This window comes from Vulcaniibacterium tengchongense (genome assembly GCF_003814555.1).
GTDB classification, from domain to species: domain Bacteria; phylum Pseudomonadota; class Gammaproteobacteria; order Xanthomonadales; family Xanthomonadaceae; genus Vulcaniibacterium; species Vulcaniibacterium tengchongense.
Genome location: NZ_RKQN01000004.1, coordinates 129,287 through 153,700 on the forward strand (window position 1 = coordinate 129,287; position 24,414 = coordinate 153,700).

A 24,414-nucleotide genomic window follows, 5' to 3' on the forward strand; every position below is an offset into this window, starting at 1 on the left:
ATGAATTCGTTATTGGGCCAGCGCGGTCTGCAGGCGTTCGAGCTTGCCCTTCAGCGAGCCGTCGATGACCACGTCGCCGGCGTCGATCACGGCGCCGCCGATCAGCGAGGGGTCGACCGCGGTCTCGAGTTCGACCTCGCGGCCGAAGCGCTTGCGCAGCGCGGCCTTGATCGCGTCGAGCTCGGCGCCGGGCAGCTCGGCGGCGGCGGTGACCTTGGCCTTGACCACGCGCTCGGATTCGAGCCGCTGCTCCTCGAACAGGTCGGCGATCTCCGGCAGCAGGGCCAGGCGGCGGTTGTCCGCGAGCAGGCCGAGGAAGCGCACGAAGGCTTCGTCGGCGCCGTCGATCACCAGCAGGCCGACCGCGTCGGCGGCGGCGAGCTGCGGGTTGCCGAGCAGGCTGCGCACCTGCGGTTCGGCGGCGACGCGCGCGGCGAACGCGAGCGCCTGCGACCACGCTTGCGCGCGGCCGCTCTCGCGCGCCAGCGCGAAAGCGGCTCGGGCGTAAGGACGGGCGAGGGTCAGGGCCTGGGTCATTGGCTCAACTCGTTCCGCTTCAGATTTCCGCCGCCAGCTCGTCGAGCAGCGCCTTGTGGGCGTTGGCGTCGATTTCGCGCTTGAGCAGCTTCTCGGCGCCGCTCACCGCCAGCACGGAGACCTGGCGGCGCAGGTCCTCGCGGGCGCGGTTCGCGGCCGCGGCGATCTCGGCCTCGGCCAGCGCCTTCTGCCGCGCGGCCTCGACCAGCGCTTCCTGCTTGGCCTGGTCGACGATCTGGTTGGCGCGCTGGTGCGCCTGCTCGATGATCTCGTTGGCCTTGGCGCGCGCCGCGCGCAGCTCGGCGTCGGCCGCCTCGCGCGCCTGCGCCAGCGCCTTCTGGCTGTAGTCCGCCGCGGCCAGGCCTTCGGCGATCTTCTTCTGGCGCTCTTCGATGGCGTTCATCATCGGCGGCCAGATCTTGGTCGCGATGATCCAGATCAGACCGGCGAACGCCAGCGCCTGGGCGAATAGGGTGAGGTTGATGCTCATGCGTGAGGCTCTGCCAGAGGTGACGGGAGGGGGCGCGGCGCCCCCGATCCTTCAACCGCGACGCGGGCCGGGACGCGGCCCGCGTCGTGCGCCGTGCCGGCTCAGCCGGCCAGGCGGCCGGCCTCGGCCAGCAGCGCCGAAGCCAGCGGGTTGGCGAACGCCAGCAGCAGGGCGACGGCGACGGTGATGATGAATGCGGCGTCGATCAGGCCGGCGGTGATGAACATGCGGACCTGCAGGACCGGGATCAGCTCCGGCTGGCGCGCCGCCGACTCCAGGAACTTGCCGGCCATGAGGGCCAGGCCGATACCGGCGCCGAGCGCGGCGAGGCCGATCATGATGCCGACGGCCAGAACGGTCGAGGCCTGAACCGAAGCGAGGTGGGCAAGGATTTCCATGGTGTTCTCCGAACGGTGCTAAGGGTTGAAAAACGGTGGAGGGGGAATCGGTGGTGCGGTGCGGGCCGCGGCGCGTCGATCAGTGCGCGTCTTCGGCCAGGCTGAGGTACACGATCGACAGCATCATGAAGATGAAGGCCTGCAGCGGGATCACCAGCAGGTGGAACAGCATCCAGCCCAGGCCGAACGCGCCGCCGGCGAGCGCGCCGAGCAGGCCGGCGCCGCCCAGCACCCAGATCAGCAGGAACACGATCTCGCCGCCGAACATGTTGCCGAACAGTCGCATCGCCAGCGAGATCGGCTTGCTCAGCCATTCGACGACGTTGAGGATCAGGTTGAACGGCATCATCCACTTGCCGAACGGCGCGGTCAGGAACTCGTGGGCGAAGCCGCCGAAGCCCTTGGCGCGGATCGCGAAGAACAGCATCAGGAAGAACACGCTGATCGACATGCCCAGCGTGGCGTTGACGTCGGCGGTCGGCACCGGCTTCCAGTAGTGCACGCCGAGCAGTTCCAGCGGCTTGGCGATGAAGTCTGCCGGGATCATCTTCAGCAGGTTCATCATCAGGATCCAGAAGAACAGCGTGATCGCGATCGGCGTGACCAGCTTGCTCGGGCCGTGGTAGGTGTCGCGCGCCTGCTTGTCGACGAACTCCAGGCAGATCTCGACGAACGCCTGCCACTTGCCGGGCACGCCGGAGGTGGCCTTGCGCGTGGCCAGCCAGAACGCGAACACGATCAGCAGCCCCATCAGCACCGAGGTCGCCAGGGTGTCGACGTGCAGGGTCCAGAAGCCGCCCTCGCCGACCTGCGTGGTGAGGTTGTGCAGGTGGTGCTGGATGTAGCTGGTCGGAGTCAGTGCTTGCTCGCCCGCCATGTGTCCTGAACCTTGGAGATTGAATTCGTCGTCAACGGCGCGTCGCCGCCAGGGCCAGCGCAACCAGTGCGGCCAGAACCCCGGTCAGCAGCGGCAGCGGCGGCAACTTCAGCACGGCCAGGCCGAGCGCGAGCGCCGCGAGCACCACCACCCACTTCGATACCGTCCCCGCCACCAGCCGCCCGACCGCCCACCCGGCCGGCGCAACGCCACCGGCGAAGGCGATCAGCCCCGCCACCGCGCTGCCCAGAACGAGGGCGCCGCCGCCTACCGCCGCCGCCAGCGCCGACGGCGCCCCGAGGGGGAGGAAGGCCAGCGCAGCCAGCGCCGTCGCGCCGGCCTGCCAGGCAGTCGCGCGCGACGCCAGCCGGCGGCCTGCGGACAGGGGATCGTGCACGCAGGTCTCGTCGGTCTGGGGAGGCGCAAAGGCGCCCGGTAAAGCCGGAAAAGTATAGAACGCTGCGTTTTTTCCGGCAACCGCGAAAAGCTGGGCGCGCCGAAAGCCGGGGCGACGTTGGGCGAAACGCGGGCGGCGGCGTGCCATGGGCGCAGTCTGGCGCTCCGGGCGGCGCGGGGCGATGACCTGCGAGGTAAGCCGCCGTCGACCCTGCGGCCAAAATCAATCGAAGATGCCTATCGAAACCGGCATTTCTTTCGATTTGACCCGGCGCCGACCCGCCCCATAATGAGAACCAGTCTCATTTTGCGAGGTGCGCCATGACCAAGACCCTGAGCTTCGCCGCCGTGCACTTCAGCGTCGCTTTCCTGGTCGGTTACGTGATGACCGGCAGCGTCTGGGTCGGCGGCGCGTTGGCGCTGGTCGAGCCGGCCTGCAACACGGTCGCGTTCCACCTGCACGAAAAGGTGTGGAAGCGGATCGAGCGCCGCCGCGCCGCGGCAGCGGCGCTGGTGCTGTAGCCGGCGGAACCATCGCCGGCCGCGCCGGTCAGACCCAACGAGCGCCGCCGTTTTCCACTCTCCTCGTCAAGGCCAGCGACGGCGGACTCCGAAGCCCCGGGGCATCCGGGGCTTCGTTTTTGCCGGCGGCGTGCCGGCGCTGCGTCGGCACCCGGACGGCCGCGGCCGCACCCGCTGACGCGGATGGCGGTGGCGGCCGCACTGCCGGGCGAGCGCACCGTGGGGGAGCCCGCGGCGCGACGCAACGGCTCCGCTGCGGCAGGCATGGCGCCGGTGGGCGGGACGAGCGAGCGCGCATGGGCGCCGGCGGCGCGGCGCTCCGCCGCGCGCCCGGCGTGAAACCCGCGTCCGCTTTCGCCAACCCGGGGTGGAAGCCGGATGAATTGACCGCGCCTCGACCGTGCGCCACGCAAGCTGCATGCGCGCAGCGGCCGGTCCACATCGCCGATGCGCCTTCCGCTCCACTCCCCAAAGCCAAGGCCATGACCGACAACACCAGGACCCGGACCGGGCGTCGCCCGCTGCCGTTCGCGCTCGTCGCCGGCGGCGTGCTCGCCCTCGCTTCCGCCACCGCACCCGCCCAGGACGACCCGCGCTTCACCCTGCGCATCGGTGCGATGCGCGCCGACGCGCAAAGCGAGCTCAGCGCCCGCACGCGCTACATGGGCGAAGACTTCAACTACTCGCAGGACTTCGACTTCGGCAGCGACGAGACCGTGCCGCGGTTCGACGGCGTGCTGCGCCTGAGCGAGCGGCAGAGGCTGATCTTCGACTACTTCCGCTACGACAAGGACCGCACCGCGACCTTGGACCGCGACCTGTCGTACGACGAGGTGACCCTGCCCGCCGGCAGCTTCGCCCGCGGCGAGATCGAGTTCCAGCTCGCCAGCCTGATGTACGACTACGCCGTGGTCGACACCGGCACGTTCGAGCTCGGCCTGCAGGTCGGCGCCGAATGGGCCAAGCTCGAGGGCACGCTGCATGCCGAGGCCGGCGCCGACGTGTTCGACGAGAGCGAGAGCGAAGACGGCTACGCGCCGGTGGTCGGCGCGCGCCTGACCTTCACTCCGTCCGAGCGCTGGCTGTTCAACCTGCAGGGGCAGTACCTGGACGCGGACTGGGGCGACTTCGGTAACTACGAGGGCAGCATCACCCGCGCCAACGCGCTGGCCGAGTACCGCTTCACGCCGCTGTTCGGCGTGTTCGTCGGCTACGACTGGTTCAAGCTCGACGCCGACCGCAGCGGCCGCGACGGCGCGCTCGGCCTGGACCAGCGCTTCAAGGGGCCGGTCGCGGGCGTGTCGCTGTCGTTCTGACCCGCCGCCGCTCGCCACCTTCGCCCCGGGGGATCGGGGCCAGGGTTCCTTGGCGTCGACCGCGGCTCACGCGGGCGGCCGCGGCCAGGATGAAGGGCGAGGCGGACACGCCTCGGCCACGCCTCCATCGTCCGCGTGGCCGGGCCGCGCCTCCCGGCTGCATCCGGCGATGCGCGCGGGTCGGGGCGAAAGAAGCCCCGGCCTGTCGCCGGGGCCTTCGCTGGCGCCGCTGCGAACCCGCGGCGGCGGTCACTTCTTCTTCGGGATGTACAGGTCGGTGATGGTGCCTTCGTAGACCTCGGCGGCCATCGCCACCGACTCGCTCAGGGTCGGATGCGGGTGGATGGTGTGACCGATGTCGGCCGCCTCCGCGCCCATCTCGATCGCCAGCGCGACCTCGGCGATCAGGTCCCCGGCGTGCACGCCGACGATGCCGCCGCCGACCACGCGGTGCGTGGCCTCGTCGAAGATCAGCTTGGTGAAGCCCTCGGTACGGTCGAGGCCGATCGCGCGGCCGCTGGCCGCCCACGGGAACCTGGCCACGCCGACCTTCAGGCCCTTGGCCTTGGCCTCGGTTTCGGTGACGCCGACCCAGGCGATCTCCGGATCGGTGTAGGCCACCGACGGGATCACCCGCGCGACCCACTCCTTCTTCCCGCCTGCGGCGACTTCGGCGGCCAGCTTGCCCTCGTGCGTGGCCTTGTGCGCCAGCATCGGCTGGCCGACCAGGTCGCCGATCGCGAAGATGTGCGGCACGTTGGTGCGCATCTGCCGGTCGACGGGGATGAAGCCGCGCTCGGTGACCCGCACCCCGGCCCGGTCCGCGTCGAGCTTGCCGCCGTTGGGCGCGCGCCCGACCGCGACCAGCACGCGGTCCCAGGTGCCCGATTCCAGTTCCGGCTTCTGCCCCTCCACGGCGCTCTCGAAGCCGACGGTGATGCCCTTCTTCTCCGCCTTGACCGTGGCCGCCTTGGTCTTCAGATGCACCGCCACGCCCTGCTTCTTCAGGCGGTCCGCCAACGGCTTGACCAGGTCCTTGTCGGCGCCCGGCATCAGCTGGTCCATGAACTCGACCACGGTGACCTCGCTGCCCAGGGCGCGGTACACCGTCGCCATCTCCAGGCCGATGATGCCGCCGCCGACGACGAGCAGCTTCTTCGGGATCTCCTGCAGTTCCAGCGCATCGGTGGAATCCATCACGCGCGGATCGTCCCACGGGAAGTTCGGCAGCTTCACCGCCTGCGAACCGGCGGCGATGATGCACTGCTCGAAGCGCAGCAGCCGGGGCTTGCCGTCGCCGCCGGCGATCTCGAGCTCGTGGGGCGATACGAACTTCGCCGTGCCCTGCACCACCCGCACCTTGCGCTGCTTGGACATGCCCGCCAGGCCCTTGGTGAGCTGGCCGACCACCTTCTCCTTGTAGGCGCGCAGCCTGTCGAGCGCGATCCTGGGCTTGCCGAAGTCGAGGCCGTAGGCGGCCGCGTGCGCGGCCTGCTCGATGACGTCGGCCGCGTGCAGCAGCGCCTTCGACGGGATGCAGCCGACGTTGAGGCAGACGCCGCCGAGGCTCGGATAGCGCTCGACCAGGACCGTGTCCAGGCCGAGGTCGGCGGCGCGGAACGCGGCGGTGTAGCCGCCGGGCCCGGCGCCGATCACCACCATGCGGCATTCGATGTCGGCCGGGCGGCCGCTGGCCGCGGCCGCCTTCGGCGCCGGTGCGCCCGCCGGAGCGGCAGTGCCTCCTCCGCTCGCCGCAGAAGCCTGGGACGAAGGCGCGGGCGGCGGCGCGGCTTCGCGCGCGACCGCGCCCTGGCCCGGCGCGGCGCGCGCGCCGGCCTCGCCCGCGGGCGCTGCGGGCGGCGGCGCGGAAGCGGCGCCTTCCGCCTCGAGGATGGCGATCACCGCGCCCTCGGACACCTTGTCGCCGACCTTGACCTTGATTTCCTTGACCACGCCGTCGGCCGACGACGGCACCTCCATCGTCGCCTTGTCCGATTCCAGCGTGACCAGGCCCTGGTCCTTCTTCACCGTATCGCCGGGTGCGACCAGCAGTTCGATCACCGGTACGCCTTCGTAATCGCCGATGTCCGGCACTTTGACTTCGAGGGTGGCCATGCAAGAGGTCTCCTGCGCTTCAGCCGGCGGCGCCGGCGAGCGTACGTTCCAGTTCGTCCAGCGATTCGGCGAGGTCGCGCCACAGTTCGGCGCGGTCGTCCTCGTCCTCCTCGTCGGCGGCTTCGTTCATCAGTTCGGCCTGCCGCAGCAGCAGCGCGCCGGCGCCGCAGCGCGGCGCCGGTCCGGCGACGCGCTCGCCTCCGACCACGAACAGCAGCGTCTCGCCGTCGTGGTACTGCGCGGCGCGGTCCTGCGGCACCAGCCCGGCCAACGCGCGGCGCCACTGCGCGACCACGCGCTGCGCCAGCGCCGCCGGGATCGGCGCTTGCGCGACGTCCGGCTGCTGGCCCACGCGCAGTTCGCGGCGGCCGCCGTTCCACGCGTCGATGCGCTCGTCGGCCTCGCTGCGGCGCACGGTCCAGTCGCCCGCGCCTTCGCCCGGGATCAGCAGCAGCGCGCTTTCCGTGCCGCGCGGCGGCAGCCGGGTCAGGCTGAGCGCCGGCGCCGCGCCGGCGGCGAACAGCCGCTCGGCCGCGGTGCCGTAGTTCTCGGTGGCCGGCGGCCAGCCGCGGCCGAGCCCGCGCGCGCAGGCCTCGTCCTGCGCCCGCGCCGGCGCGATCAGCAGCAGGCCGGCCAGCGCGGCGGCCGGCAGCAGCGCGCGCGGGCTCACAGCAGCACGCGCCTCATGTCGCCCAGCAGCTGGGCGAGATAGGCGGTGAAGCGCGCCGCGGCGGCGCCGTCGATCACGCGGTGGTCGTAGCTCAGCGACAGCGGCAGGATCAGCCGCGGCACGAACTGCCCGCCGTCCCACACCGGCCGCATCGCCGACTTGGACACGCCGAGGATCGCCACCTCCGGCGCGTTGACGATCGGCGTGAACTTGGTGCCGCCGATGCCGCCGAGCGAGCTGATCGAGAAGCAGCCGCCCTGCATGTCGGCCGGGCCGAGCTTACCGTCGCGCGCCTTCTTGGCCAGCTCCGCGGTCTCCTGCGCGATCTCCAGCACGCCCTTCCTGTCGACGTCGCGGATCACCGGCACGACCAGGCCGTTGGGCGTGTCGGCGGCGAAGCCGATGTGGAAGTACTTCTTCAGCACCAGGTTCTCGCCGGAGGCGTCGAGCGAGGCGTTGAACGTGGGGTACTTCTTCAGCGCCGCGACCGAGGCCTTCATCAGGAAGGCGAGCATGGTCAGCTTGATGCCGCTCTTCTCGTTCTCCTTGTTGAGCGCGACCCGCAGCGCCTCCAGCTCGGTGATGTCGGCGTCGTCGTGCTGGGTGACGTGCGGGATCATCGCCCAGTTGCGGGCGAGGTTGGCGCCGGAGATCTTCTGGATCCGCGACAACGGCTTGGTCTCGATCTCGCCGAACTTGGCGAAGTCGACCTTCGGCCACGGCAGCAGGTTGAGCCCGCCGCCGGCCGCCGCCGCGACCGGCGCGCCCGCGCCGCCCTGCAGCACGCCCTTGACGTACTTCTGCACGTCCTCCTTGCTGATCCGACCGCCGCGCTCGGTGCCGGCCACCTGGCCCAGGTCGACGCCGAGCTCGCGCGCGAACAGGCGCACCGCAGGGCTGGCGTAGGGCACCTTGTCCGGCATCAGCTCGTCGGCGTCGAACTGCACCGGCGGCGTGCGCGGCGGCATCGCTTCCGGATCGGTGCCCGGGCGCGAGTCGATCGAGGCCTGGGCGATGCGGTCGGGCTGCTGCGGCACGATGGTCGGCTCGACCCGGGTCGCGGTCTCCGCCGCGGCCACGCGCTGCGACGGCTTCTCCGGCTGCGCGCGCGGCGGCTCGGCCGCGGCGGCGGGCTCCGCCGGCGCCGGCGCGGCCGTTTCGGCCCCGCTCGGTTCGATCAGCGCGACCACGCTGCCCTCGGACAGTTCGTCGCCGACCTTGACCTTGATCTCGCGCACCACGCCGGCGAACGGCGCCGGCACCTCCATCGTCGCCTTGTCCGATTCCAGCGTGACCAGGCCCTGGTCCTGCCTCACCGTGTCGCCGACCGCGACCAGCACTTCGATCACCGGCACGCCTTCGTAGCTCCCGATGTCGGGAACGCGTGCTTCTTTCAGCTCAGCCATGTGTGGGGGGCTCCGCAGATGCGCGAAAAGGCTATTGTGGCCGGTTGCCGGCGACCGCGCCAACCGCGGGCAACATACGTCACGGTATACCAGCGCCGCGCCCGGGCGATAGCGACGCGCCGGCGATCGCGGCGCTGCCGCCCGCAGCGGCCTTGCCGTTTCCCGCCCATCGGCGGACGGTCGCAGCCGCGCCCTCGCCAGGCGCGCGGCGCCGCGGCCGTCGCGTTCGCCGTGCGAACGGCGCGACGGCACTTCCGCCGCCGGGTTCAGCCGCGGTTGAGCGGGCGCATCGGCCGATCGCCGCGAGCCGGCCGTCGGTTCGCGCCGCGCGCGACCTGCGCCCGGATCGCCGGATCAGCATGCGTTCATCGGCCTCGCGCGCCTCGGCGACGGGCCCCCATGGGCGGCGTCCGCCTGCGGGCAACGCGCCGCGACCGGCGTCCGCACCCGCAGCCTGCCCGCCGCGACCGGCGGCCCCACCTTGGCGATGCGTTGGACCGGCACGCGTGCGCGCGCGAGTCAAACGCGATTCATGGCCGATGTGCTCGGCGCATGCGCCGGGCGATGCGCGTTGCGACGCGAAAGTTCCGCGGTTCCGGGTGCGCGAGGCAAGTTCGGTTCATCCAGCCGCGGCTAGGTTGGGCGCGCCTTCCCCAAGGCACACGTCAATAACAAGGAGACATCTCCATGATGCGTTTTCGTCATTCGATCTTGGCCGCTGCGGCCGCGCTTGCCATTGCCCCCGCCGCTTTCGCGCAGGACGCCACCGACGCCGGCCATGCCGCCGGCAAGCGCTTCGCCGTGGTCGGCGGCTATGCGCTGTCGGAGCCGACCCGCAATCCGCTGATCGCCGGCACCCGCACCCAGGTGGACGGCGACGGCGCCGCCACGCTGAGCGCGAGCTGGTACGTCACCGACAACATCGCGGTCGAGGCGTGGGGCGCGGCGGACAAGTTCGGCCAGCGCGTCAACACCGGCGCCGGCAAGGTCGCCAGCGTCGACACCCAGCCGTACGCGCTGAGCGCGCAGTACCATTTCCGCAACGCCGACAGCATCGTGCGTCCGTTCGTGGGCCTGGGCTACTTCGAGGCCAACACCGACGGCGAGCGCGCCGAACCGAGCGGCGCCCTGGCCGGCCAGCGCATCGGCGTGGACACCGCCAAGGGCGCGATGGCCACCGCCGGCGTCGACCTCAACATCAGCCCGACCTGGTTCGCGCGCGCCGACGTGCGCTACTTGCAGGACACCACCGGCCAGCCCGACGTGCTGATCGACGGCGCCAAGGCCGGCAAGGCCGAGCTGAACCCGGTGGTGCTGGGCGTGGGCGTGGGCGCGCGCTTCTGAGCGCTTCACGACGCATGCACCGCCAATCGACGGGCCCGCGAGGGCCCGTCTTCTTTTGGGCGACACCGCGGCGTTTCCCGACGTGGCGCGCCACTGGACCGGGCCGCCGGCGTGGACGCGACGGCGACGCGGCGTTCACCTGGCGCTTCCGCCGCAGCCGGTACGGTCCCCCGCGGAAAACCCACCGGAGCGACCGATGACCACCAAGCTCGACAAACCGTTGCGCCGCGAGATCCAGATCGAGGAGCAGGCGTACACGCTCACCATCGATCCGGAAGGGCTCAAGCTCGTGCCCAAGGGCCATCGCAACGGCCACGAACTGCGCTGGCGCGACATCGTCGGCGGCGACGCCGCGCTGGCCGCGGCGCTGCAGGCCGGCGGCAAGCGTTGAGCGCATGCCGGAAGGGCCGTCGATCGTCATCCTGCGCGAGGAGACGGCGGCGTTCGTCGGGCGCCGGGTGCGCCGCGTCGGCGGCGACGGCGGCGGGATCGACCCGCAGCGCATGCGCGGGCGCGCGATCGCCGACATCCGCAGCTGGGGCAAGCACTATCTGGTCGCATTCCCCGGCTTCGCGCTGCGCGTGCACTTCCTGCTGTTCGGCAGCTACCGCATCAATCACCGCGGGCCGGGCACCCCGCGGCTGAGCCTGGGCTTCGCCGGCGGCGACGAGCTGAACTTCTACGCCTGCTCGCTGAGGTACCTGGAAGGCGGGCTCGACGCGCACTACGACTGGAGCGCGGACCTGATGGCGGACGCCTGGGACCCCGCGCGGGCGCGGCGCAAGCTCCGCGCCGAGCCGGACCGGCTGGCCGCCGACGCCCTGCTCGACCAGGACGTGTTCGCCGGCTCCGGCAACATCATCAAGAACGAAGTGCTGCACCGGATCCGGGTGCATCCGGAGAGCCGCGTCGGCGCGCTGCCCGCGCGCAAGCTGGCGGAGCTGGTGCGGCAGGCGCGCGACTACAGCTTCGACTTCTACCGCTGGAAGAAGGCGAACGAACTGCGCAGCCACTTCCAGGTGCATACCCGCAGCCACTGCCCGCGCGACGGCGCGCCGCTGACCTTCCGCGCCCAGCTCGGCCGCAGCCGCCGGCGGGCGTTCTACTGCGAGCGCTGCCAGGTGCTCTACGGCTGAGCGAGGCAACGCGCGGCGCTGGGCGCCGCCTCGTCCTCTTCCTCCGTTTGCTTAGCCCCGGAGCCGCTCGCGCCGCAGCAGGTACAGGCCGCTGGCGACGATGATCGCCGCGCCGAGCCAGGTGATCGCGTCCGGCAGCACGCCCCACAGGGTGGCATCGAGGATCACGCCCCACAGCAACGCGGTGTACTCCAGCGGCGCGATCGCCGAGGCTTCGCCGAGGCGGAAGGCCTCGGTGAAGGCATACTGGCCGAGCGCGCCGGCCACGCCGACGCCGAGGATCAGCCAGGCGTGTTCCCCGCGCAGCGGCACCCACTGCGGCCAGGCGATGGCGCCGGCGCCGACCGCGATCATCGCCAGCAGCCACACCGTCATCGCCTGCACGCTGTCGGTGCGCCCCAGCACGCGCACGGTGATCGCGCTGACCGCGTACATCGCCGCGGCCAGCAGCACCGCCAACGCCGCCAGGCTGATCAGGCCCTCGCCGCTGGGGCGCAGCAGCACCAGCACCCCGGCCAGGCCGATCGCGATCGCGATCCAGCGCCGCGGGCCGACCTTCTCGCCCAGCAGCGGCACCGACAGCGCGGTGATCAACAGCGGGGCGACGAAGAAGATCGAGTACGCGGTCGACAGCGGCAGCCGCGCCACCGCGTAGACGAAGGCGGCCATCATCGCCACGCCGAGCACGCCGCGCAGCAGGTGCAGCGGCCAGCGGATCCGCAGCAGCGGGCGCGCGCCGACCGTGGCCAGCGCCCAGGCCAGCACGAACGGCAGCGAGGCCGCGCCGCGCAGCGCCGACACCTGGAACGGCGGGTAGTGCGCCGACAGCTGCTTCAGCCCGGCGTCCATCAGCGAGAACATCGCCACCGCGACGAGCATCACCAGCATCGCGCGGCGCTGGCGCGCGGCCGGGTTCATCGTGCCGCCTCGCCGGGGGGGGCGGGTGTGCCAGGTCATCGGTCCGCTTCCGTTTCGGGGAAGCGACACGCTGCCGCGTTCGCGCGCGCCCGGCAAGTGCGGGCCCTCCGGGGCGGAGCTAGGCCGCGGCGCGCAGGCTGGCGAGGTCGATCACGAAGCGGTAGCGCACGTCCGCGCGCAGCATGCGCTCGTAGGCCTCGTTGATGCGCTCGATGCCGATCAGCTCGATGTCGGCGGCGATCCCGTGCGCGGCGCAGAAGTCGAGCATCTCCTGGGTCTGGCGGATGCCGCCGATCATCGAGCCGGCCAGGCGCCGGCGCTTGGAGATCAGCGCCCCGGCCGCGACCGGCGCCGGCTCGTCCGGCAGGCCGAGCAGGACCAGGCTGCCGTCGAGCTTGAGCAGGCCGAGGTAGGCGTTGTAGTCGTGCGGCGCCGACACCGTGTCGAGGATACAGTCGAAGCGCAGCGCCAGGCGTTCGAACACGCTGCCGTCGCGGGTCGAGGCGAAGTCGGCCGCGCCCAGCGCCAGCGCGTCGGCGCGCTTGGCCTCGGAGGTGCTGAGCACGGTCACGCGCGCGCCCATCGCCGCGGCGATCTTCACCGCCATGTGGCCGAGCCCGCCGAGCCCGACCACCGCGACCTCGTCGCCCGGCTTCACGCCGAAACGCTTGAGCGGCGAATAGGTGGTGATGCCGGCGCACAGCAGCGGGGCGGCGCGGTCCAGCGGCAACGACTCGGGCACGCGCAGGACGTAGTCCTGATCGACGGTGATGCGGGTCGAATAGCCGCCGTAGGTCGGCCGGGCCTTGTCGAAGCGCCCGTCGGCGTCGCGCTCGTAGCTGTTGTAGGTGCCGCTCATGCCGTGGTCGCAGTACTGCTCCTCGCCGGCGCGGCAGGGCGCGCAGCGGCGGCAGGAATCGACGAAGCAGCCGACGCCTACCGCGTCGCCGACCTTCCAGCGGGTCACCTCGGCGCCGACCTGGGCGACGCGGCCGACGATCTCGTGGCCCGGCACCATCGGGAACAGCATCCGGCCCCAGTCGCCGCGCGCCTGGTGCACGTCGGAATGGCACACGCCGCAGTAGAGGATGTCGATCAGCACCTCGCGCGGGCCGGGCTCGCGGCGCTCGATCGTGTACGGCACCAGCGGCGCGGCGGCGGACGGGGCGGCGTAGGCGGGGGTCTTCAGCATGCGTGCGATCCGGCTGCGGAACGTGGGGCGCACAGTCTAGTGCGGCGCGCACGATCGCGCCGACACGGCGGGCGATACTGCGCCGCGGCGGCCGGCCGCGCTGGCGCCGCCGGCGCGCACGCTCGACAATGCGCGGATGCGAGACCTCCCCGACGACCCCGTCGCCGCGACCCGCCGCTGGCTCGAGCGCGCGGTGATCGGGCTCAACCTGTGCCCGTTCGCCAAGGCGGTGTACGCGAAGCGCCAGGTGCGCTTCGCGCTGAGCGCGGCGGAGACGCCGGCGGCGCTGCTGGAGGACCTCGCCGCGGAGCTGCAGCTGCTGGCGCGCACCGATCCGCGACGGATCGACACCACCCTGCTGATCCATCCGCGCGTGCTCGCCGACTTCCTCGACTACAACGACTTCCTCGACCGGGCCGACGCCGCGGTGGCGGCGCTGGGGCTGGAAGGGACGATCCAGGTCGCCAGCTTCCACCCCCAGTACCGCTTCGCCGGCACCGGCCCGGACGACATCGGCAACTGCACCAACCGCTCGCCGTACCCGATGCTGCACCTGCTGCGCGAGGACAGCGTGGCGCGGGCGGTCGCGGCGTTCCCGGATCCGGAGGCGATCGTGGCGCGCAACCTCGCGACGCTGGAGGCATTGGGGCGCGAAGGTTGGGAGAGGCTGCTCGAGGACTGAGAGACGGACCCTCGCCCCCCTCTCCTGCAAGCGGGAGAGGGGCTTCAGAACGGGGCGAAGTACAGGTGGCCGACCACGAAGTAGCGCGGCAGGGTCAGCGGCCAGCCGTTGCGTACACGCGCTTCTGCATCCTTTGTTCGCCGCAAGCAGGAGAAGGGCTCCAGGGCGCACCTTTCTTCGAGCACCGCGGTTTTACCCCTCTCCCGCTTGCGGGGAGGGAAGGGGCGAGGGCGACCGCGGCCCTATCCCGCCAGCGCCGGCTCGATCAGCCGGCGCGCGGCCAGCAGCGAATCGACGATGCGGTGGCCCAGCGCGCGCACCGTCGCATCCGGCGGCACCAGGTCCGGCACCTGGATCGGGGTCATGCCCGCGGCCAACGCCGCGCGCACGCCGGGCGCCGAGTCCTCCAGCACCACGCAGCGCGCGGGCGCGGCGCCGAGGGTGTGCGCGGCGAGCAGGTAGCCGTCCGGCGCCGGCTTCGGCCGCTCGACGTCGCCGCCGGCGACCACCGCGTCGAAATGCGGCAGCAGCCCGCACAACCCCAGCTTCTGCAGCGCGCGCGGGCGCCGGGTCGAGGTCACCACCGCGCGCGGCACGCCGCGCTCGCGCAGCAACGCCAGCAACTCCAGCACCCCGGGCTTCAGCGGCAGGCCGGCCTCGACCTGCGCGTCGTACAGCTGCTGGCAACGCTGCAGCAGCGCCTGCACGCGGTCCTCGACCAGGCGCTCGCGCAGCAGCTCGTGGCAGATCCGGTCCGACAGGCCGACCATCGACAGCCACAGCGCGTCGTCCAGCGCCAGCTCCAGCTCCTGCGCGGCCTGGCGCCAGCAGCCCAGCAGCGCGCGCTCGCTCTCGATCATCAGCCCGTCCATGTCGAACAGCACCGCCTGCGGGGCGAATGCGAGCGGCGGGTGCGGCGCGGGGGAAAGGGTCGGCGTGCTCATGCGGTCTCGGCGTCGGGTGGGGAATCGAACAGGCGGGCGAGGTCGGCGGCGGCGAGCAGGCGCCAATGCCCCGGCGCGAGCCCGCCCAAACCGAGGCCGCCGACCCGGCTGCGGTGCAGCGCCTCGACGTGGTTGCCGACCGCCGCGAACATGCGCCGCACCTGGTGGTAGCGGCCTTCGGTGAGGACCAGCCGCGCGCGGCGCGGGCCGAGCACGTGCAGCGCCGCCGGCCGCAGAGGCGCGGTCTCCGACTCCAGCAGCAGCGTGCCGCTGGCGAACAGCGCGGCCTCGTCGCCGCGCAGGTCGCGCGCCAGCGTGGCCTCGTACACCTTCGGCAGGTGCGCCTTCGGCGAGACGATCCGGTGCAGCAGCTGGCCGTCGTCGGTCATCAGCAGCAGGCCGCTGGTGTCGCGGTCGAGCCGGCCGACGGTGGACAGCACCGGGTTGCGCAGGCGGAAACGCGGCGGCAGCAGGTCGTAGACCACGCGGCCCGGATCGCGCGTCGAGCAGGTGTAGCCGACCGGCTTGTGCAGCATCAGCACCATGCCCGGCGCCGGATCGAGCGGCTCGCCGTCGACCCGCACCCGCGCGTGCTCGATGCGGTCGTCGGCGTAGAGCACCTCGCCTTCGGCATCGGTGATGCGGCCTTCGCGGAACATCGCGGCCACGTCCTTGCGGCTGCCGTAGCCGAGATTGGCCAGCAGCCTGAGCAGTTTCATCGCCCGCCCTCCTTCACCGCCTCGATCACCTTGAAGCCGTCGCGCTCGGCGACCGCGCGCACCGAGGCGAAGCCGGCGGCGAGTTCGGCCTCGTACGGCAGGTGCCGGTTGGCGACGAGCCACAGCCGCCCGCCCGGGCGCAACGCCTGCGCGGCGACAGCGATGAAGCGGCGTCCGAGCTCGGGCCGCGCCGCGCGCCCTTGGGCGTGGAACGGCGGATTGCTGACCACCACGTCGTAGCGCTCCGGCAGGCCGGCGGCGACGTCGTGCCAGCGGAAGCCGAGCTCGACGCGCGCGGCGAACCCGGCCAGGTTGCGCTCGGCCAGTTCCAGCGCGCGCCGCTCGGCCTCGTACAGGTCGAGCGCGACGATCCCCGGGCAGCGCGTCAGCAGCGCATGGCCGAGGTAGCCCCAGCCGGCGCCGAGATCGGCGGCGCGCCCGGCGAGGTCCTGCGGCAGGCGCTCGGCCAGCAGCGCCGAGGCGGCGTCGATGCGGTCCCAGGCGAACACGCCCGGGCGGCTGAGGAAGCGCAGGCCGCCGGGCCCGGCGACGACCGGGCGCGGCGCGTCGGCTTCGCGCCATTGCCGCGCCAGGTCGGGGTCGGCGGGCGCATCGAGCGGCGCGGTCCAGAACACGCGGCAATGGTGCTTGGACAGGCTCGCGACCGGACCGGCGATGCGGGCGAGATCCGCTTGCGCCGACTTGGCGCCCTCGTCGTTGGCGGCGCAGGCCACCACCCGCCCGCCCGGCGCGCAGCGCGCCAGCGCATGCGCCAGCAGCGCGCGCGCCTCCTCGCGCTGGCGCGGCGGCAGCGCCAGCACCAGCGCATGGCGCGCGCCTCCGTCGTGGCTTGCGTTCACCTCGATGCCCGAGCGCTGCAGCGCATCGGCCTCGGGCTTGTAGCTCTGCTCGGCGACCAGCCCCGGCCACGCACGCTGATGCAGCGGCCAGCCCTCGCGCGCGCGCAGGAACAGCGCGCCGCCGCGTTGCGGCCACGCCAGCGCGCCCTGCACGAACGGCAGCAGCAGGACTTCGAGGGCGGGATCGGAACGGGCGGACATGCGCGCAGGCGACGGCGGGAAACGCGGATTGTACGCGCGGCGCGCGCGGCGGCCTCGCTTGGACGCGCATCGCAGTTCTCGCCCGGCGCGGAGACCTTTTGCGCGCCGGCAACATCGGCTTCATGCCCAGGCAACGGAACGCGCGCGAGCATGACCCGGTACGTGCGCAGGAGGAGCATCATGGTGCGAGCACTCTTCGTCGGCGGCCTGGTCGACAACAGCGAACTCGATCTCGACGACGGCGAGCCGCCGCTGCATTACCCGGAGAACACCGGCGGCGGCCGGTCGCGCTATCGCCTGCACCACATCGGGCGCCGCGGCGACGGCCGCATCGTCTACGCGGTCTACGGCGCGCCGGACTTGGCCGACGAGGAGGTCGAGCGCATCGCCGAGGAGCGCGACTACGCGCGTCGCTTCGAGGCGACCCCGGAACTGGCCGCGAGCTAGCGTCCGCGGATCGGATCGCGCGCGGCGACGGCGCGCTCCCGCCGCGGCGGCGATGTCGGCGCGCCCGCCGGGCGATCGAAATGCCCGCGGGTCGTGGTGTTCCCGGCGCGCGGGAACGGGGCACCGCCTCGGGCATCGGCGACCTGGCTTCGCCGCGACGTATGCCGTGCCGGCCCGCGGCGGCCTCGGCCTGGGCGCAACGCCAGGCTCGCGGCCGCCGACGCGGACCAGGGCCTCGGCACCGGCGCCGGCGACTACGGCGTCGCCGTCGATCTGTACCGCGAGCTCGGCCCGGCATCGCTGTTCGGCGGCGCCGGCTGCACCGTGCTCGGCGATTCGCGCCACATCGACGTCGAGGCGGTCGCCGGCGGCAACCTCGGCCCGGGCTGGACGGCGGGTACCGGCCGGCTCGGCCTGGTCCACGACTATCGCCAGGCGAGCAACCGCGGCTTCGAACCGCGCCGCGAAGTGTCGGCGTTCCTCTCCCCGCCCGCCGCCTTGGCCGGCAAATGGCAACACCTGATCGGCCGCCCGACGGCGGCCCGCGCGGACCCTCGGCGCGAACCTGCAGCGCGCGTCCCAGCCGGCGGCAGGGCCGCCGGGCGCATCGCGGAGTGCGCGCCCGAACGCGAGGCTCCCGCCGGCGGCCGGGCCCGCCTCAGCCCTGCAACTCGCGCAGGGTCGCCGATGGCGGCGCGTCGAGCACGCGGCGGGTGGCGTACAGCCCCGCCAGCAGCGCCGCCAGCACGCCGAGGCCGGCGCCGCTCGCGGCCAGGCGCCAGTCCGGCCGCCACGGCAGGTCGAACACCTGCACCGCCACGACGCCGGCCAGCACCGAGGCGGCGATCGCCGCGGTCAGCCCCGACAGCAGGCCGATCGCCGCGAACTCCGACGCCTGCGCCAGGCGCAGCTGGCGCCGGCTGCCGCCGATCGCGCGCATCACCCCGCCTTCGAGCAGGCGCTCGTCCTGGCTCGCGCTCACCGCCGCCATCAGCACCAGCAGGCCGGCGACCAGCGAGAAGTAGAACACCACCTCGACCACGGTCGAGACCTGGTCGGCGGTGCCGCGCACCTGCTGCAGCACCGCGTCGATGTCGATCACCGACAGGTTCGGGAAACGCCCGACCAGGTCGGCGGTGAAGCGCGGCTTGTCGGGCGGCACGCTGACCGCGGTGATGTGGCTGGCGGGGAAGCCGTCGAGCGACCCGGGCGAGGCGATCACGAAGAAGTTCGGCCGGAAGCTCTCCCAATCGACGCTGCGCAGGCTGGTGATCGTCGCCTCGAAGCGCTGGCCGGCGATGTCGAACCCGACCCGGTCGCCGAGCTTCCAGCCGAGGGTTTCGGCGAAGTCCTCCTCCACCGACACTTCGGGCCGGGCCGGGCGGCCGTGCCAGAAGCGCCCGGCGACCACCTCGTTGTCCGCGCGCAGCGCGTCCGCCACCGACAGGTTGAACTCGCGCTCGGCCAGGCGCCGGGCGCGATCGCCGCGGGCGGCGTAGTCGGCGCCGGTGACCGGCCGGCCGTTGTGCGCGACCAGCCGCGCGCGGATCATCGGGTACAGGGTCGGCGCGGCGATGCCCTGCCCGGCGATGAACGCGCGCACGTCGGCGACCTGGTCGTCCTGCACGTTGATGACGAAGCGGTTCGGCGCTTCCTCGGCCAACGCCAGCTGCCAGCGGTCGAGCAGGTCGGTGCGCACGAAGGTCAGCAGCAGCAGCGCCATCAGGCCGAGGCCGAGCGCCGACACCTGGGCGATGCTGGCGCCGGCGCGGCGGCCGACGTTGGCCAGGCCGTAGCGCAGGCTGCCGCGCAGGCGCCCGCGCAGGCGGCGCAGCACCACGATCAGGCCCCAGGCGAGCCCGGCAAGGACCGCCAGCGTGGCCAGGATGCCGAGCAGCATCGCCAGACCCAGCGCCGCCGAACCGGCCTTCCACCACAGCAGCGCGGCCAGGCCGCCGAGACCGGCGAGCGCCACCAGCCAGGCGCTCGGCTCGGCCGGATCGAGGTCGCGGCGCAGCACGCGCAACGCCGGCACCCGGCGCAGCGCCAGCACCGGCGGCGCGCCGAACGCCATCAGCACCAGCAGGCCGACGCCGTAGCCCTGCAGCGCCGGCAACCCGCCCGCCGGGGGAATCGAAAGCTGCAGCGCCTGCGCCAGCCAGGCGCCCACCGCCCACTGCAGCGCGAACGCGAGCGCGACGCCGACCGTGCTGGCCGCCAGGCCCAGCAGCAGCAGTTCGCCGACGTGGATGCCGACCAGCGTGCGCTGCTGCGCGCCGAGGCAGCGCATCACCGCGGCGCCCGGCAGATGCCGCGCGCTGTGCCGGCGCGCCGCCATCGCCACCGCCACCGCCGCCAGCACCACCGACACCAGCGCCGCCAGGCCGAGGAAGCGGCCGGCGCGATCGAGCGCGGAGCGGATCTCCGGGCGCGCGTCGGCCACCGTCTCCAGCCGCTGGCCGCGGCCGAGCGCCGGGCGCGCGGCGGCGATGAAGCGCTCCACCGCGGCGGCCTCGCCGGCGACGATCAGGCGGTAGCGGATGCGGCTGCCCTCCTGCACCAGCCCGGTTCCGGGCAAGTCGGCGAGATTGAGGAACACCTTCGGCGCGACGTTGAAGTAGTCCATCGCCGCGTCCGGTTCCTGCGTCACCAGCGCGGCGAGGCGGAAGCGCGATTCGCCGATCGCCACCTCGTCGCCGAGCCGCGCGCCGAGCGCATCGGCGCCGGCGCGGCCGAGCCAGATCGTGCCGCGCGCCGGCACCGCGCCGGCCGCGCGCTCGCGGCCGTCGGCGCCGACGATCCGGAACGCGCCGCGCAGCGGGAAGCCGTCGCCGAGCGCGCGCAGCTCGCCCAGCTGCAGGCGCTCGCCGGCGCGGATCATGGTGTTCAACTCCAGGGTCTCGGCGCGGCGCAAGCCGGGCGCCTGCGCCGCCGCGCGCACGCGGCCCGCGATCGGTTCGTCGGCGCGCACCACCGCGTCGCCGCCGAGCAGCCGATTGGCCTCGAGCGCCAGCGCGCGTTCGGCGCGGTCGGTGACGAAGCCGACCGCGGTCACCGCCAGCACCGCCAGCACCAGCGCCGCGATCAGGATGCGGACGTCGCCGGCGGCGAGATCGCGCCGCAACTGGCGCCAGGCGAGGATCAACGTCCTCATGCCGCGGCCACCAGGCGGCCGGCGTCGAGCCGCAGCACGCGGTGGCAGCGCGCGGCCAGGTGTTCGTCGTGGGTGACCAGCACCAGGGTGGTGCCGGCCTGGGCGTTGAGCTCGAACAGCAGTTCGATGATCGCCTGCCCGGTGCGCGTGTCGAGATTGCCGGTCGGCTCGTCCGCGAACAGCAGCGACGGCCGGGTCACGAACGCGCGCGCCAGCGCCACCCGCTGCTGCTCGCCGCCGGACAGCTGGCGCGGGTAGTGGCCCAGGCGCTGGCCGAGGCCGACGCGTTCCAGGATCGCCTTCGCCGGCGCCTCGACCTCGCGATCGCCGCGCAACTCCAGCGGCAGCATCACGTTCTCCAGCGCGGTGAGCGAGGGCAGCAGCTGGAAGTTCTGGAACACGAAGCCGACCTTCTCGCCGCGCGCGCGGGCGCGGCCGTCCTCGTCCAGCTTCGACAGCGGCGCGCCGAACAGGCGCACGCTGCCGCTGCTGGGCACGTCGAGGCCGGCGAGCAGCGACAGCAGCGTGCTCTTGCCCGAGCCCGACGCGCCGACGATGGCGACGCTGTCGCCGGCGCGGATGCGGAACTCCACGCCGTCGAGGATCACCAGCTCGCCGCCGGGCAGCGTCACCCGCTTGCCCAATCCGGAAACCTGAAGCGCGTCGGTCGTCGTAGCGTGCGGTGCGATGGAATCGGCCATGATCGTCCCTATGCTGGTGCCACCGATCTTGCGGAGGATGGATTAAATGTTCTTTAAGTCCCGGGGTTATGCGGCCGCGCGCGGCCGCAGGCAAGGCGCCATCGGCTGGATGTCGGCGGCGTTCGCGCTGTTGTTCACGCTGGGGCCGGCCTGGGCCGCCGCGCCCGCGGCCCGGGCCGTGCCGGCGCCGCAGCGTACCGTGCTGGTGATGGGCGATTCGCTCTCGGCCGCCTACGGCCTGAGCGCTTCGCAGGGTTGGGTCGCGCTCACCGCCGAGCGCATCGCCAGGACCCGGCCCGGCTGGCGCGTGGTCAACGCCAGCATCAGCGGCGAGACCACCGCCGGCGGCGCCGCGCGCATCGACGGCGAGCTCAAGCGCAACAAGCCCGCGGTGGTGGTGATCGAGCTGGGCGCCAACGACGGCCTGCGCGGCCTGCCGCTGGCGCAGTCGCGCGCCAACCTCGACCGCATGATCCGCGCGTCGAAGGCCGCCGGCGCCAAGGTGCTGCTGGTCGGCATGCGCATGCCGCCGAACCTCGGCCGCGAGTACACCGAGACCTTCGCCGAGAACTACCGCGCCCTCGCCAGGCAGCACGGCGTGGCGTTGCTGCCGTTCCTGCTCGAACCGATCGCGCTCGACCGCAGCGCCTTCCAGGACGACAACCTGCACCCCGTGGCCAGCGCCCAGCCGAAGATCCGCGACCACGTGTGGAAGGCGCTGGAGCCGCTGCTGCGCTGAGCCTCGCCGCGCGCCGCGCATCGCCTGGCAGACCGGCGGGCGCGGACGCGCCCGTGGGCTGCGGGCCACGTGCCGCACCGCGAGCGGGGCGGCGAGGGTCGGCCTGGTCGCACACCTCGCCTACGCCGACGTTGCCCCGCTGCAGCGGTTGGGATGGGTCGCGCAGGCGGGCCACATTCTCCAGCGCCGCCGACGCGCGCTTCGCCTCCAGGGGCCGCGCGCGGCGGGACCTGCGCGCCAGCCCTCGCCCGCGCGGACGAGGGCTTGGGGCGCGGGACGCCGGGCGCGAGTGCGGCGACCCGTCGCCCCTGCACGAGCGACGCGGAACGCGGCCGCCTTACGGCGTGAACGACAACGCGTTGGCCGCGGTGATCAGGCCTTCGCCGGTGGCGTCGGCGCCCCAGCAGGTCTCCTCGGTCGCGCCGCCCGGCAGCGCCAGCGTCGCGCAGCCGGCGCCCCACGGCAGCGCGGCGGTCTCGAGGATGTCCTCGACGTCGGCCTGCCGCAGGTTCGGGTTCTTCTGCAGCATCAGCGCGGCGATGCCGGCCACGTGCGGCGCGGCCATCGAGGTGCCGCTGAGATAGTAGTAGGAGGTCCGCCCGCCGCTGTTGAGCTGGTACGGTCCCACCACCCACTCGCCGGGCGCAGCCACGTCGAGGTCCTGCCCCGGCCGCTCGCGGCTGGAGAAGTCGGCGATGTGGAAGTCCGCGGTCGAGGTCGGGTCGGCCACGTCGTCGGCGTTCCACCAGTTGTTCGGGTTGCCGTCGGCGCCCGGCCGCCACTGCCCGTTCCAGCCGGTCGCCGCCACCGAGATCACCGGGGCGTACGCCCCCGGGTAGCCCATGCCCGCCTCGCCCTCGTTGCCGGCCGAGGCGACGATCACCACGCCTTGCCCGATCGCGTAGTCGATCGCCGCCTTCTCCACCGCATCGAGCTGCGAGCCGCCCAGGCTCATGTTGATCACCACCGGCGCGTCGCCGAGCGCGCCTCTGGCCTTGAGGTCGGCCACGTAGACGATGCCGGCGGCGATCACCGACGACCAGCCGGAACCGTTCTGGTTCAGCACCTTCACCGGGATCACCGTCGCCAGCGGCGCGGTGCCGTTGATCGGGACGCCGTCGAGGCTGTAGCCGAGGATCGAGCTGGTCACGTGGGTGCCGTGCGAGTTCTGGTCGTGCTCCCACTTGTTCGGCGGCTCGGAGACGTTGCCGTTCTCGCCGCCGCCGCCGTTGAAGGCCTTGGCGAACCGGGTGGCGATGCGTTCCTGCGGGAAGTAGCGGCGCCAGGAGTCGAGCAGGCCGGTGTCGAGCACGGCCACGTACACGCCGTTGCCGTCGTAGGCGATGGTGCGGCCCTGGCCCGGGTTGGTGACGTCGACCGCGTCCTGGTCCCAGGTGTTGAGCCCGTTCACGAAGCTGGTGGCGTCGACGGTGTCGACCGGCGCGGCCTTGCGCTCGGCGTCCGGGTTGGCGGCGACCACGAACGGCAGCGCGCGCAGCGCGGCCAGCCGGTCCACGGTGGTGCGCAGGGTGACCGCGTCGATCTCCGGCAGCACCTTGCGCACGGTGCCGTGGGATGCCAGCTCGGCCAGGATCGCGGGCGTCGGCTCGGTGTCGAGCAGCACGTTCACGCCGATCTGGCGCGAACCGGACGCGGCGTGCGCGACGGCGGGCAGCGCGCATGCCAGGGCGAGGACGCTCAGAGCACTCTTGATCACGGGGGACCTCCTCGGATGGGCCCGGCAGGACGGGCGATACAGGTTGGGCGCCGGAGCGGACGCGGTCGCGGCCGCCAGGCGGCCGAGCCTTCCCTGCGCGGATTTCCCCGGTTCGACGCGTGCTCCGGACGCGGAACATGCGCGCGGCGTCGTGCGCGCCGCGTGATGCCAAGCGCCCGAACCGCACTCACCTAGCTGACTGCGGTTCCGCCGGTCGCGCCGGCGCCCGCAGGGCCGGGGCTGGATCGAGTCCCGATGCCCCGGCGCGAGCGCGGCGAGCAACGCGCATTCACGAAGCGGCCGAAGTGCCCACAGGCCCCACCAGCGGGCCAACGCCGCCGCCGCGGACTCCGCGCGCTCCCGGGCGCCTCCGCGAACTCCTGGCCCTTGGACCACAGGTTCATTGCCTCGAAGACCGCCAGCACGCCGCCGATTCGCAGCGAATGAAAGTTCGCGGATTTGTCGGCCTTCAGTCCGCCCGTGCCGGTGCGCGCATGCGGCTGCTGATCTGCCCGCGCACACGGTCGAAGCTCACCGCAGCGGCCTGCTGCACCAGTTCTTCCAGCCGCAGTTCCGTCGCCAGCGACCCAACCGCCAGTTCATCGGCCGCACCCGCACGATGATCCGCCCACTGAAGCCGATCTTCGCCGAGAGGCAAACGGGCGCGGCTCAGCCCACGAACGCCTGCGACTGCCCGGCGATCAGGGTGGCGCCGCAGGCGGTCTTGTCGCCGTGCCGCGCCACCGGCCGGCCGTCGATGATCAGGCTCGCGTCGCCGCTGGCGATCGGGAAGGTGCCCTGGCACTTCGGGCACTGCACCGGGTCGCCCACCCGCGCGACCGGCTTGCTGTAGAGGTCGGTTTCCGGCGAACCGGTCAGCACCGTGCCGCCATGGTCGGTCTTGTCGCCGACGACGATGAAAGGCTTCGACAT

25 protein-coding genes are annotated in these 24,414 nt (G+C 72.9%); 8 read left to right on the forward strand and 17 right to left on the reverse strand.

The annotated features are described in order from the left end of the window. Positions 1 to 9 precede the first annotated feature (9 nt). The 5 genes from EDC50_RS13710 to EDC50_RS13730 all read right to left on the reverse strand — a co-directional run bounded on the left by EDC50_RS13710 (position 10) and on the right by EDC50_RS13730 (position 2,846). Complete coding sequence (locus EDC50_RS13710; protein ID WP_123771050.1) at positions 10 to 537, reverse strand: F0F1 ATP synthase subunit delta; 528 nt, start codon at positions 535 to 537, stop codon at positions 10 to 12. Positions 538 to 556: 19 nt separating this feature from the next. Further along, positions 557 to 1,027: a F0F1 ATP synthase subunit B gene (locus EDC50_RS13715; protein WP_123771051.1), complete on the reverse strand. Its 471-nt coding sequence runs from the start codon at positions 1,025 to 1,027 to the stop codon at positions 557 to 559. Positions 1,028 to 1,128: 101 nt separating this feature from the next. After that, positions 1,129 to 1,425, reverse strand: coding sequence for a F0F1 ATP synthase subunit C (gene atpE / locus EDC50_RS13720; RefSeq protein WP_123771052.1), 297 nt, complete (start codon positions 1,423 to 1,425; stop codon positions 1,129 to 1,131). A 79-nt stretch (positions 1,426 to 1,504) separates the two neighbouring features. Then, complete coding sequence (gene atpB, locus EDC50_RS13725; protein ID WP_123771053.1) at positions 1,505 to 2,302, reverse strand: F0F1 ATP synthase subunit A; 798 nt, start codon at positions 2,300 to 2,302, stop codon at positions 1,505 to 1,507. A 31-nt stretch (positions 2,303 to 2,333) separates the two neighbouring features. Next, positions 2,334 to 2,846 (reverse strand): hypothetical protein, encoded by a 513-nt coding sequence (locus tag EDC50_RS13730; protein WP_242003023.1) that lies wholly within the window; start codon positions 2,844 to 2,846, stop codon positions 2,334 to 2,336. A gap of 173 nt (positions 2,847 to 3,019) precedes the next feature. On the opposite strand from EDC50_RS13730, the gene EDC50_RS13735 reads away from it, so the two are divergent. Further along, positions 3,020 to 3,220, forward strand: coding sequence for a DUF2061 domain-containing protein (locus EDC50_RS13735; protein WP_123771054.1), 201 nt, complete (start codon positions 3,020 to 3,022; stop codon positions 3,218 to 3,220). Between the two features lie 482 nt (positions 3,221 to 3,702). Next, positions 3,703 to 4,536 carry a YfaZ family protein gene (locus EDC50_RS13740; protein ID WP_242003024.1) on the forward strand — a complete coding sequence of 278 codons (834 nt, stop codon included), beginning with the start codon at positions 3,703 to 3,705 and terminating at the stop codon, positions 4,534 to 4,536. 249 nt (positions 4,537 to 4,785) lie between these two features. Here the strand turns inward: EDC50_RS13740 and lpdA are convergent, their stop codons facing one another. From lpdA to aceF, 3 genes are read right to left on the reverse strand one after another with little or no spacing between them, the layout of a single operon-like run. After that, a complete protein-coding gene (lpdA, locus tag EDC50_RS13745) occupies positions 4,786 to 6,651 on the reverse strand; it encodes a dihydrolipoyl dehydrogenase (RefSeq protein WP_123771055.1) in 1,866 nt (621 codons plus the stop codon). Positions 6,652 to 6,670: 19 nt separating this feature from the next. Further along, complete coding sequence (locus EDC50_RS13750) at positions 6,671 to 7,321, reverse strand: hypothetical protein (RefSeq protein WP_242002983.1); 651 nt, start codon at positions 7,319 to 7,321, stop codon at positions 6,671 to 6,673. Further along, entirely contained in the window at positions 7,318 to 8,727 is a 1,410-nt protein-coding gene (gene aceF, locus EDC50_RS13755) for a dihydrolipoyllysine-residue acetyltransferase (protein WP_425477936.1), read from the reverse strand. The genes EDC50_RS13750 and aceF overlap by 4 nt, the downstream gene beginning before the upstream one ends. 687 nt (positions 8,728 to 9,414) lie before the next feature. Here aceF and EDC50_RS13760 point away from each other — a divergent pair. The 3 genes from EDC50_RS13760 (at position 9,415) to EDC50_RS13770 (ending at position 11,207) form a co-directional block, all read left to right on the forward strand. Continuing rightward, on the forward strand, positions 9,415 to 10,071 hold the full coding sequence (locus EDC50_RS13760) for an OmpW/AlkL family protein (RefSeq protein ID WP_123771057.1): 657 nt from the start codon (positions 9,415 to 9,417) through the stop codon (positions 10,069 to 10,071). Positions 10,072 to 10,267: 196 nt separating this feature from the next. Beyond that, positions 10,268 to 10,462 (forward strand): hypothetical protein, encoded by a 195-nt coding sequence (locus EDC50_RS13765; protein WP_123771058.1) that lies wholly within the window; start codon positions 10,268 to 10,270, stop codon positions 10,460 to 10,462. A 4-nt stretch (positions 10,463 to 10,466) separates the two neighbouring features. Continuing rightward, complete coding sequence (locus EDC50_RS13770) at positions 10,467 to 11,207, forward strand: DNA-formamidopyrimidine glycosylase family protein (protein WP_123771059.1); 741 nt, start codon at positions 10,467 to 10,469, stop codon at positions 11,205 to 11,207. A 51-nt stretch (positions 11,208 to 11,258) separates the two neighbouring features. Here EDC50_RS13770 and EDC50_RS13775 read toward each other — a convergent pair whose 3' ends face one another. Next, positions 11,259 to 12,086 carry a DMT family transporter gene (locus EDC50_RS13775; protein WP_123771189.1) on the reverse strand — a complete coding sequence of 276 codons (828 nt, stop codon included), beginning with the start codon at positions 12,084 to 12,086 and terminating at the stop codon, positions 11,259 to 11,261. Between the two features lie 157 nt (positions 12,087 to 12,243). Continuing rightward, the gene (locus EDC50_RS13780; RefSeq protein WP_123771060.1) at positions 12,244 to 13,317 is read right to left on the reverse strand and encodes an NAD(P)-dependent alcohol dehydrogenase; all 1,074 of its coding nucleotides are present in this window, start codon (positions 13,315 to 13,317) and stop codon (positions 12,244 to 12,246) included. A gap of 136 nt (positions 13,318 to 13,453) precedes the next feature. Here EDC50_RS13780 and EDC50_RS13785 point away from each other — a divergent pair, with 136 nt between their 5' ends. Then, positions 13,454 to 13,999, forward strand: a complete 546-nt coding sequence (locus tag EDC50_RS13785; RefSeq protein WP_123771061.1) for a DUF1415 domain-containing protein — start codon at positions 13,454 to 13,456, stop codon at positions 13,997 to 13,999. A gap of 242 nt (positions 14,000 to 14,241) precedes the next feature. Here the strand turns inward: EDC50_RS13785 and EDC50_RS13790 are convergent, their stop codons facing one another. The 3 genes from EDC50_RS13790 to EDC50_RS13800 are packed head-to-tail and all read right to left on the reverse strand — an operon-like array spanning position 14,242 to position 16,723. After that, on the reverse strand, positions 14,242 to 14,943 hold the full coding sequence (locus EDC50_RS13790; RefSeq protein ID WP_123771062.1) for an HAD family hydrolase: 702 nt from the start codon (positions 14,941 to 14,943) through the stop codon (positions 14,242 to 14,244). After that, the gene (locus tag EDC50_RS13795) at positions 14,940 to 15,662 is read right to left on the reverse strand and encodes a pseudouridine synthase (RefSeq protein ID WP_123771063.1); all 723 of its coding nucleotides are present in this window, start codon (positions 15,660 to 15,662) and stop codon (positions 14,940 to 14,942) included. Before EDC50_RS13795 ends, EDC50_RS13790 begins: the two co-directional genes overlap by 4 nt. Beyond that, complete coding sequence (locus tag EDC50_RS13800; RefSeq protein ID WP_123771064.1) at positions 15,659 to 16,723, reverse strand: class I SAM-dependent methyltransferase; 1,065 nt, start codon at positions 16,721 to 16,723, stop codon at positions 15,659 to 15,661. The genes EDC50_RS13795 and EDC50_RS13800 overlap by 4 nt, the downstream gene beginning before the upstream one ends. Positions 16,724 to 16,903: 180 nt before the next feature. On the opposite strand from EDC50_RS13800, the gene EDC50_RS13805 reads away from it, so the two are divergent. Beyond that, a complete protein-coding gene (locus tag EDC50_RS13805) occupies positions 16,904 to 17,170 on the forward strand; it encodes a hypothetical protein (protein ID WP_199742074.1) in 267 nt (88 codons plus the stop codon). Positions 17,171 to 17,828: 658 nt separating this feature from the next. On the opposite strand, the gene EDC50_RS13810 is transcribed toward EDC50_RS13805, so the two are convergent. Further along, positions 17,829 to 20,324 (reverse strand): ABC transporter permease, encoded by a 2,496-nt coding sequence (locus EDC50_RS13810; protein WP_123771065.1) that lies wholly within the window; start codon positions 20,322 to 20,324, stop codon positions 17,829 to 17,831. Continuing rightward, positions 20,321 to 21,025: an ABC transporter ATP-binding protein gene (locus EDC50_RS13815; protein WP_123771066.1), complete on the reverse strand. Its 705-nt coding sequence runs from the start codon at positions 21,023 to 21,025 to the stop codon at positions 20,321 to 20,323. Before EDC50_RS13815 ends, EDC50_RS13810 begins: the two co-directional genes overlap by 4 nt. Positions 21,026 to 21,071: 46 nt before the next feature. Between EDC50_RS13815 and EDC50_RS13820 the strand changes: the two genes are divergently transcribed. After that, positions 21,072 to 21,764 (forward strand): arylesterase, encoded by a 693-nt coding sequence (locus EDC50_RS13820; RefSeq protein ID WP_338419789.1) that lies wholly within the window; start codon positions 21,072 to 21,074, stop codon positions 21,762 to 21,764. Between the two features lie 337 nt (positions 21,765 to 22,101). Here the strand turns inward: EDC50_RS13820 and EDC50_RS13825 are convergent, their stop codons facing one another. Continuing rightward, positions 22,102 to 23,481: a S8 family peptidase gene (locus EDC50_RS13825; RefSeq protein WP_199742073.1), complete on the reverse strand. Its 1,380-nt coding sequence runs from the start codon at positions 23,479 to 23,481 to the stop codon at positions 22,102 to 22,104. A 669-nt stretch (positions 23,482 to 24,150) separates the two neighbouring features. Beyond that, complete coding sequence (locus tag EDC50_RS13830) at positions 24,151 to 24,414, reverse strand: PAAR domain-containing protein (RefSeq protein WP_123771067.1); 264 nt, start codon at positions 24,412 to 24,414, stop codon at positions 24,151 to 24,153.